Source organism: Rothia nasimurium (genome assembly GCF_049068285.1).
Taxonomy (GTDB): domain Bacteria; phylum Actinomycetota; class Actinomycetes; order Actinomycetales; family Micrococcaceae; genus Rothia; species Rothia nasimurium_I.
Window position 1 is genome coordinate 1 of the sequence record NZ_JBLKPV010000021.1, and the last position, 1,403, is coordinate 1,403.

Here is a 1,403-nt window from a genome sequence, read left to right on the forward strand (position 1 = left end):
GGTTTACCCAACATTAATTCCAGTAGGGGCCGCTCATATTTTTACCGTTGTTTCCACGGGGGGAGTACACGCCGACCTAAAATCAATCGGATATATTGGCGGATATTTCAGTTCTCTGATTTTAGATTTTTTTGCTAGAGCTTCAGGTGTTTCTGACCTTCTAGGCAGTGTAGTTCAGAACTTTCCAATTTCAAAAAATGAAAAAATTAATCTTGAATTGGCTCAAAGGTTTGCAAAACTAGCCTGTCTTACAGGTGATTTTTCCGAACTTTGGAGAGAAATCTTTGGCGATCCATGGAGGGAATCGTCACCCGAAAGAGTTGAATTGCAGCGAATGAAAATCCAAGCTGAAATTGATGCCCTTACTGCAATTTCGTTCAATCTCACTATTCAAGAATTAATTACAATTTACAGAACGCAGTTTAGCGTGCTTAGCCAATATGACAAAAATATTTTATTTGACAAAAATGGGCGGAAACTATCAAAAGAAGCTGTAAAAGTGGTGTCTGATGCAAGAAAAACCAGTCAATCGATTTCACGCGATGAACTAACCTGGACTCACCCCCAATCAGATGTAGAGTACATTTTTGAGCCACCCTTTGCTCCCTTCGATAGAGAGGCGGAGTTGAAGGCTGCCTACGAACGATTCTCCTACCTACTTCATCAGGAGTAGCTATTCTTAATGACTTGGCTGGCCCCGTCTACCACATCCGACGGGGCCGGGCCTGTTCTAGTTTTCTGAGATTAGATAGCTGAATTTTTCATAGGCGTCTCGAAGGGCTTGCTCACGGTCAAAGGTGGTGAAAGGCTCCTCAAAAACATACTCTCGCTGGGACTGAGGGTGAGTCCATCTCAGACTGGCTAATGGTAGTGTTGTTCCATTTTTTGCTGAATCTTTAACCAGCTTAGAAATTTCCTTAGGGAGCTTGCGGCCATTGTGATCAAACAAGTTTGAACCGTCATACTGCTGCAACACGCTAAACTGAGTGTTATATATCGTAATTAGCTCATCCGGTGTTATTCCAAATGAAATTGCAACTAGCGCATCAATCTCGGACTGAACGATCAACCTGTCCCGCTCTTTTCGTACTGGTGATTTTATTGTCCAGGGGTTCTTGTGAACATCTTCCCATAATCCACTCATTTGAGCTGTAAGGCAGGTTAGCTCTGTAAATCGTTGTGCAACTTCGGAACGAATTATCTTGTTGTCACTCAAGGGGAAATTATCAATGACGCTACCGAAGAGGTCGGATACACCAGATACCCTGGCAAAAAAGTCCGAGACGAGAGAACTAAGATATCCTCCGATATAACCGAGCGATTGCAATTCATTTTTGATACCACCGGTTGTGATTACTGCATGTACGTGGGCAGCCCCGGCAGGAATAACAGTCGGATAAACT

At 43.2% G+C, this 1,403-nt stretch carries 2 pseudogenes; one reads left to right on the forward strand and one right to left on the reverse strand.

From position 1 onward, the window contains the following. Positions 1 to 673, forward strand: a pseudogene (locus ACMXX3_RS11680) (hypothetical protein); the annotation flags it as partial. 57 nt (positions 674 to 730) lie between these two features. On the opposite strand, the pseudogene ACMXX3_RS11685 reads toward ACMXX3_RS11680, so the two are convergent. Then, positions 731 to 1,403 (reverse strand): annotated as a pseudogene (locus ACMXX3_RS11685) (hypothetical protein); the annotation flags it as partial.